Below are 8009 nucleotides of genomic sequence, written 5' to 3' on the forward strand. Positions count from 1 at the left end.
TTCTACGTACGAAAAGCCTCTGATTATTCTAATGTTTAGAGTTTTTTAATTAAATTTGAGCTTAATCACGCAACGAAACCAAACTCTAAACCGTTAGCATTTATTGGAGGGAAAATGAATACAAGTAAAATTTTATATTGGAATAATTTGAGAACTCTAGTGAATAAATGGGTGCTTATTTTTAGTGGAATAACTTTATTAATTACTTTATTACTACCGAAAGCAGGACTATTTAAAAATTCTATTATTCATTTTGATTTTTCAAGTACAATCATTTCTTCTTTTGTTAACTTATTAGTTTACATCGCTATAATTAACTTTATTCTCATTATTTTAGAATTCTTAGACAGACTGACAAATTTAAAGGAAAGAAAAATAATTAAGAAATATTTTAAATATACGATCCTTATTATATTTTTATTCTCTCCGATTTTAGAAATGATTTTTCGTTTATTGTAAAGTTTTTTTGGATAAAACATTGTGGAATGAAACATTAAAGGGTGAAAATTCAAACTGAGGAATAAAATGTCGGCGAAAATATAGTAAAGATGAGTTTTCGCTAATATTTACGGAATTGAATACTGATACGGAAAAACTTTTAACAACGGAAAAACAACAAAATGCTAACACTGTTTATATTTTATAGCTTGGTTCTAGCACATTTACGAAAATCCTATCGGATTTTCTACGTTAGTTTTTTATTTAGTAAATTAGTAGCTTAAAAAACGCTACAAAACATACACAAACCCGTTGTGCAACATATGGAAAAAGATATAATCGATACAAATTACATTTATCATCATAAGTATTATTATTTATGGAAAATTCCATATTTAGTTTACGGCGGATTATTGATTTATTTGACAACAAATGATTCTGGAATAAATCGATTAATAGAAAATGATAAAGTTTTTCAATCAATTTCAGGACTTTTTTTATTCTTCATTTTTGTGATTCCACTTCTGAATACGTTTTTGTTTTCTAGAATTGGAAAATTTAAGATTACAGATAACGAAATGTTTGTTCAGACTGATAAAATTGATAAAACTATTCAATTGAAAGAAATAACAAATATTGAATATATTAGGAGTGATAATAAATTCTATGATTTTAAATTTGATAGTCTAGAATTGACAATTGAAATGACTAAGACCGAATTAAGAGAGTTTGAATCGATTTGCAAAGAATTAGGAGTTCACATTGAAAAAAAGGGATTTTTAAAAAGATTTTTGTTCAAACGATAAAAAATACGTTGCACAACAACTGGTATATTTTATTGTTTGGTTCTAGCACACTTACGAAAATCCTATCGGATTTTCTCGGTCAGTAATTATTTACTAAATTTATAGCTTAAACACTCAACAAAACATACCAAAAACCGTTGCTTGTAACAGCGGATTTCACTTCTGAAATCCACATTTTAGTCATTTAAGATTAAAATAGTTAGTCTGACAGAGGCGTGAAAAAATTATTAATGAGGGAAAATTCTGATCACTCTTCTACTCTATCAAACAGAAACTAAATTGAGTTATTTGAGAATTAAACAAATGATAAATTGAAACGCAAAAAGCTCATTAAAACGGAACGATTTTAGCACAACTACGAATTTCTAGTTGAAACGTGTAAAATGAGCAAAACGGAGGATTTTAAGCAATGAAATCGGAGAACTAGCTGAGATGTGAGAGAAAACTCGATTTGAAATAAATAGTTAAGATTAATCAAACGAAAAAGATAAATTTGAAAAATAATAACATCTATGAATGAAAATTGCTACGTATGATTTTTTAGCACCAAAATGCAAAGCTGCTACAAGCAACATTGCATAACCAAAATTGTTGCTTTTTGCTAAATAGAATGTTTCTTAACTTTTATTTTATTAATTTTATAAACGAAAAATTGCGATAACTTAAACACAACTTTGGTTATCCTAAACCGTTGCCCACAATTTGAAAAAACTGCTAACCATAACATTTTTAAGTCTGATTTTAACTTCTTGCGGGAATTTAGAAGAAGATAAATTGATTGCGGAATTTAAAGCGAAAGAAAGTTATCGAATTTGGACAACTGAAAAAAGAATCAACAAAAACGATTCTATATATTTCAACAGAAAATCATTTAGGGCTTTCGATTCTAAAAATCGTCTAATAAATAGTAATAATTGGACATTCCATTATTACAATGAAAATCGGATTGAAAAAACAAAATTAATCTACAAAAGAGAAGGAAAAGGAATAGCTAAAATCGACACGCAAAATTATATTTACGATAAAGATGGTTTGTTAAAGTATATTGTTGAAAACCGTGAAAAAAATGATACAATTAAATCATTCAAATACGATTCAGAAAAAAATCTAATTGAAACCAAAACAAACTTCAGAACAATTACGCAAGAATTTGAAAATGGAGTTGTTAAAAAAAGAATTGAATCGGAACGAAATGCAGAACCCAAAATCTCGGAATTTTATTACGACTCACTAAATCGACCAATAACAGAGAATTGGATTTTTAGCGGAAATCACCGAATGAAAACAAAATTCGAGTATAACGAAAAAGGTAAACTCTTTCGAGAAATAGACAGTTCTTTTAATCAAGGAACAAATCCTAACGAGTTTGTTGAGTTTATGGACGAATATAAGTATGATAAAAACGATTCGATAATTGAAATAATAATTTTGGGAAGAGTATTAAGCGAATCTGATTTTAAAGTGCGTGGAAGGAAAATATTTGAACTGAAAAAAGAATAAAAACTGTGGGCAACACCGTATATAATTTATTGCTAGTTCTAGCCTACTTACGAAAATCCTCGCGGATTTTCTATTCGGTTTTTATTTGCTAAATTACGTGCTAAACCACGCAACAAACCATATACAAACACGTTGTAAACTATTAAAAAAAAGAATTCTATGAAAATTACAAACCATTTTTAATACTTCAATTATCAATAATAATTTGTTTTTCTGATAAAAATTAAAATATAAAAATGAAGAAAGCTAAAAATTGGTTATTAAATGGAATCCTGTGTGGAATAATTTTATTTATTTTTTTCCACTTAGTGCATACCCATTATGAAACTAAAAAATTACTAAATAGTAACAGAGTAAAATATGCTATTGGAAATATATTTAAAATTTCTTCAGGAAGAAGTACGGGTAGAATATTACATTACTATTATTATTATAAAAACAAAAAAATTGAAGGAGTTGAATTAAATAATATAAATACCTATATGAAGAGAAATAAGATAAAAAAACTGGATTCTTTTTTAGGGAAAAGATACTTAGTAAAATTTAGTATAATCGATTCAACTAGATCCGATTTATTGCTGAGATACCCAGTTCCAGATTATAAAATAATACAACCTAAAAAGGCTTGGGATAGTATTCCTTATTTTATGAAACAAAATTATATAATATATTATTAATGATCATATGTGAATGGAATTAACAAGAAAAAAAATACTTTAAATAAGAGATAGAATTAGACATTACAGAACTAAGCATAAAAAAATAACAGTTTACAACAACTGGTATATTTTATTGTTTGGTTCTAGCACACTTACGAAAATCCTATCGGATTTTCTTGGTCGGTAATTATTTACTAAATTTATAGCTAAATCACTCAACAAAACATACCAAAAACCGTTGTATAAAATGGCGGAATTTCCTCTGAAATTCCAAATTTGAGTTTTATGAATCTAAAATGATAAACTGTCTGAGACACGAGCCAATAAAAATCTTGTGATAGAAAAACTGAATACTACTTCTACTCTATTGATAAAATTTAAATCAATCTGATTTGAGCAATTACAACGAAAAAATTAATCTTAAAACGATAAATCTCATTACTACGGAATGAATTTAGCACAACTGCGGAATTATAAGGTAAATCGGAATAAATGAGCAATGAGAATGAAAAAAATCAATTACACGCCAGATTTAAGGTTTAAAACTTCGTATTTATGATAAAATAAAACTAGAAAGATAAATTACAGTGTTATAAAATGAGGAATGATTTAAAATTTGAAACGGATAGAATTAATAACTAGAAAAAATAATTTGAACTCAAAACCACTTTATACAACAATGTTTAACCAAAATTGGCAATTTCTGCTAAATAGAATGTTTATTAATTCTAATTGTATTATTTTTATATTCGAAAAATTGCGATAACCAAGCCATCTTTGGTTACACTAAACCGTTGTATAAAATGGCGGAATTTCCTCTGAAATTCCAAATTTGAGTTTTATGAATCTAAAATGATAAACTGTCTGAGACACGAGCCAATAAAAATCTTGTGATAGAAAAACTGAATACTACTTCTACTCTATTGATAAAATTTAAATCAGTCTGATTTGAGCAATTACAACGAAAAAATTAATCTTAAAACGATAAAACTCATTACTACGGAATGAATTTAGCACAACTGCGGAATTATAAGGTAAATCGGAATAAATGAGCAATGAAAATGAAAAAAATCAATTACACGCCAGATTTGAGGTTTATAACCTCGTATTTATGATAAAATAAAACTAGAAAGATAAATTACAATGTTATAAAATGAGGAATAATTTAAAATTTGAAACGGATAGAAATTGTAACTTGAAAAAATAATTTGAACTCAAAACCACTTTATACAACAATGTTTAACCAAAATTGGCAATTTCTGCTAAATAGAATGTTTATTAATTCTAACTGTATTATTTTTATAATCGAAAAATTGCGATAACCAAGCCATCTTTGGTTACACTAAACCGTTGCAATTAATAGGCTGATGATTCTCTGATATGAAAAACAAAAAGAAATGAGTTTTGGAATAGTTCAATCAATGATTATCTCAATGAAGAATAACTCAAGGAAAAAAGTGTTATCTCATTTTGATAGAAAAGATATGCCGTTAAAAGGATTGAAAGGAGATTTTAATGAATTATTAAAACGGAAAGCCACTCCAGAACAATTAGAAAATATTAGGAAAGAGATTAAACGAGAAAACAAAATTGATTTAATCAAAACGATTATAATAATGATTATTGCAATATTGATTTTAATAGTCGGAGTGAAATATTTGATTTTATAACGATTATTGATTTTAAAACTACATAATTAAGAGAATATCGAGGAAAATGATTATTAACGAATAAAAACTACTAATTGCAACAACTGGTATATTTTATAGCTTGGTTTTATCACACTTACGAAAATCCTAAAGGGATTTTCTTGGTCGGTAAATATTTACTAAATTTATTGCTTAAACACGCTACAAACCATACACAAACCCGTTGCCTACAATACGAAAAATGAACAAAATTGAAAAAGATGAAATACATTACATTAATTCTTACTTGCTTTTTATTTATAAATTGTAATGATAAAAAGATTGAAAATTCAATCGAAAATAATGAATTGCTTAAAAAGCATTTTAATAAATCTGAAAGAGATGATTTAACTAAAATTATTTCATTCGCTGATAATATTGTCTTGTCAAAAACTAAATTTACAAATGTTGATAAGGCATACAGATTTTATTGTGATTCGATATATAAACTAGCTGGTAAAACAAATAATTTGAATCATTTAGCATTTAATGAGAACGAAAAATATGAGTTTTTATTCGACAAATTGAATCCTGATTTATTTAATAAGATCTGGAAGATAAATCCTTCTCCAAAAATTCTTAAAACTAAAGACACAATTCTGAAAAACCCGAAAGATCTTACTAGAATAGAATTTAATTCAGGTGGAGAATATATGAATTATATGAAAGATTTAGGAAAAGAATATGGAAAATATAAAGAAATAAGTTCTGCAATAAACTCTGTAGGTGATTTGAATCTACCTATTATGCAAGGAACATTTAACAATCTTGATAAATTTGATTTTAACAATATTGACGATAAATTATGGATGTCAATTATGTTATTATCGATTGAATATCAACAAGAATTGAAAATTGAAAAATATCTAAACGAAAAGTAAAAGTACTGTAGGCAACAACTGGTATATTTTATTGTTTGGTTCTAGCACACTTACGAAAATCCTATCGGATTTTCTTGATCGGTAATTATTTACTAAATTTATAGCTAAATCACTCAACAAAACATACCAAAAACCGTTAGCCACAATTAAAAAATCACTCACCTGAAAATGGATAATTATATTGAAAAAAGTCTTGAAGAATTAATAAAAGCAGAAAATGATTTTGCTGATTCCATTAAAGAAAAAAAAGCGTTCTTCTTCTCTATAGAAAATAACGAAATTTACAATCTTTCATTAAGTATCGTTGAAAAAATAATGTCAATACAAAAATTGATATTAAAAGAAAATTCGAGTTTAATTGAAAATTATTCTTCATTAAGATATGTTCTTGAAACCCTCATTCAAAGTGAACTTTTGGTTAATGAACCAGAATATACATATAAGTTGTTTTACTCAATCTATAACCATCAATTAGATAAAACGAACAAATTTATTGAACGTATTAAAAAGGAAATTCTAATTATGAAAAAATATCAATTAGAAGACAGTAAAACTACGGACATTATTAAAAACGGTAGTGACAAAAGTGAAGGTATCGAGATAACTAAAGCAAAGTATCAAAAAGCAATTAAAGACCTTGATGATAGAGCAGACTTAGAATATACAATGTTTTGTGGAAACTTCAAGTGGTTTGGCTATGGTTACACACAATCACATCTAGAAAATAAAGTATTACCAGAATATCAAGAACGACTTGAACTTTTTGAAAAAGCGAAAACTGAAATTGCAAAAAAACTTGTTAAAAAAGAAAATGTTTCTAAGCTATTTAATTTTAATAATCAATACTCAAAAGTATTTAAAGAATTAAAAGATATTAGAACTTGGAAAGAAAAAGCAAAATTAACAAACTTAGAAGATGAGTATAATCTCGTTTATGATTTATCAAGTGCTTTATTACATTCAACTTCATATAGTTTTAATACTAGCAATGACATTAAGGATTATGAAACAAATATGGTTAAAAATCTTTGCTTTAAATATTCTAAAAAAATTATGGTAAACATTAATACTTATGCGAATATGGAATTTTATGATAAGTTTTTAATGATAAATATTGAGGAAGAAAAATAACGGTGGCTAACACCGTATATAATTTATTGCTGGCTTCTCGCCTACTTACGAAAGTCCTCCCGGACTTTCTTGGTCGGTAATTATTTACTAAATTAGGCGCTTAAACCACGCAACAAACCATATACAAACACGTTGTAAAACATATGACAACAAACATTTTAGAAAACAATTATATATTTAACCATAAATATTTTAAGAAATTAAGATGGATTGGAATATTCTACTTTTATTTCTTATTAAAAATAACTGCATTTGAACCTGATGAATCAATAACTGATTTGAAAGATGAAATAGCAATTATTTCATTGATTTTAATTGTTCTGCTTTTAGTTTTATTTATTTTAAATGAGTTTTTATTTACAAGAGTTGGAGAGATTCAAATATCTAAGAATAATGTTAGACTAGAAATAGATGATTGGATAAAAGATATTGATTTAACCAAAGTTGAAAAAGTAGAACTCGAGTTCATAAAAGGAATTCAATATGATTTGATAATTGACAATACTAAAATACTAATTGAAATTGAAAATTATGAGTATCACTTAATTGAAAAACTAATACCAAATCTTAAAGTTAAGAACAAAAAAATAGTTTTAAAGAATATTCTAAAACGATTCGCTACTAAAAATAGAGAATCTTATAGAGATATTTATAATAGTTGAATGATTTTAAAAATTAGTAAAATACGTTTTACAACAACTGGTATATTTTATAGCTTGGTTTTAGCACACTTACGAAAATCCTATCGGATTTTCTTGGTCAGTAAATATTTACTAAATTAGTTGCTTAAACACGCCACAAAACATACCAAAAACCGTTGTGGTGCATTTAAGATGAATATTAAAAGATACATATCGACAATTTTGAACGGAATTTTGATACTAACAGCCTTACTTTTTGTATTTG

General features: G+C 26.3%; 7 protein-coding genes. All 7 read left to right on the forward strand.

The annotated features are described in order from the left end of the window. The first annotated feature begins 761 nt into the window (after positions 1-761). Entirely contained in the window at positions 762-1244 is a 483-nt protein-coding gene (locus tag BLU40_RS16725; protein WP_090126438.1) for a hypothetical protein, read from the forward strand. A 702-nt stretch (positions 1245-1946) separates the two neighbouring features. Further along, the gene (locus tag BLU40_RS16730; protein WP_090126441.1) at positions 1947-2744 is read left to right on the forward strand and encodes a hypothetical protein; all 798 of its coding nucleotides are present in this window, start codon (positions 1947-1949) and stop codon (positions 2742-2744) included. 236 nt (positions 2745-2980) lie between these two features. Then, positions 2981-3421 carry a hypothetical protein gene (locus BLU40_RS16735; protein WP_090126444.1) on the forward strand — a complete coding sequence of 147 codons (441 nt, stop codon included), beginning with the start codon at positions 2981-2983 and terminating at the stop codon, positions 3419-3421. A gap of 1379 nt (positions 3422-4800) precedes the next feature. After that, the gene (locus BLU40_RS16740) at positions 4801-5073 is read left to right on the forward strand and encodes a hypothetical protein (protein ID WP_139170988.1); all 273 of its coding nucleotides are present in this window, start codon (positions 4801-4803) and stop codon (positions 5071-5073) included. A 239-nt stretch (positions 5074-5312) separates the two neighbouring features. Further along, on the forward strand, positions 5313-5972 hold the full coding sequence (locus BLU40_RS16745; RefSeq protein WP_090126450.1) for a hypothetical protein: 660 nt from the start codon (positions 5313-5315) through the stop codon (positions 5970-5972). Between the two features lie 168 nt (positions 5973-6140). Next, positions 6141-7103 (forward strand): hypothetical protein, encoded by a 963-nt coding sequence (locus tag BLU40_RS16750; RefSeq protein WP_090126453.1) that lies wholly within the window; start codon positions 6141-6143, stop codon positions 7101-7103. Positions 7104-7246: 143 nt separating this feature from the next. Further along, positions 7247-7765, forward strand: coding sequence for a hypothetical protein (locus BLU40_RS16755; protein ID WP_090126456.1), 519 nt, complete (start codon positions 7247-7249; stop codon positions 7763-7765). Positions 7766-8009: the final 244 nt, after the last annotated feature.

Origin of the sequence: Lutibacter oricola, from assembly GCF_900106565.1 — a bacterium.
Taxonomy (GTDB): domain Bacteria; phylum Bacteroidota; class Bacteroidia; order Flavobacteriales; family Flavobacteriaceae; genus Lutibacter; species Lutibacter oricola.

Bases quoted from the DNA above. Each gene is read 5' to 3' on its own strand.
- BLU40_RS16745 (WP_090126450.1), top strand. From the start codon at position 5,313: ATGAAATACATTACATTAATTCTTACTTGCTTTTTATTTATAAATTGT.
- BLU40_RS16735 (WP_090126444.1), top strand. From the start codon at position 2,981: ATGAAGAAAGCTAAAAATTGGTTATTAAATGGAATCCTGTGTGGAATA.
- BLU40_RS16740 (WP_139170988.1), top strand. From the start codon at position 4,801: ATGAGTTTTGGAATAGTTCAATCAATGATTATCTCAATGAAGAATAAC.
- BLU40_RS16725 (WP_090126438.1), top strand. From the start codon at position 762: ATGGAAAAAGATATAATCGATACAAATTACATTTATCATCATAAGTAT.
- BLU40_RS16750 (WP_090126453.1), top strand. From the start codon at position 6,141: ATGGATAATTATATTGAAAAAAGTCTTGAAGAATTAATAAAAGCAGAA.
- BLU40_RS16755 (WP_090126456.1), top strand. From the start codon at position 7,247: ATGACAACAAACATTTTAGAAAACAATTATATATTTAACCATAAATAT.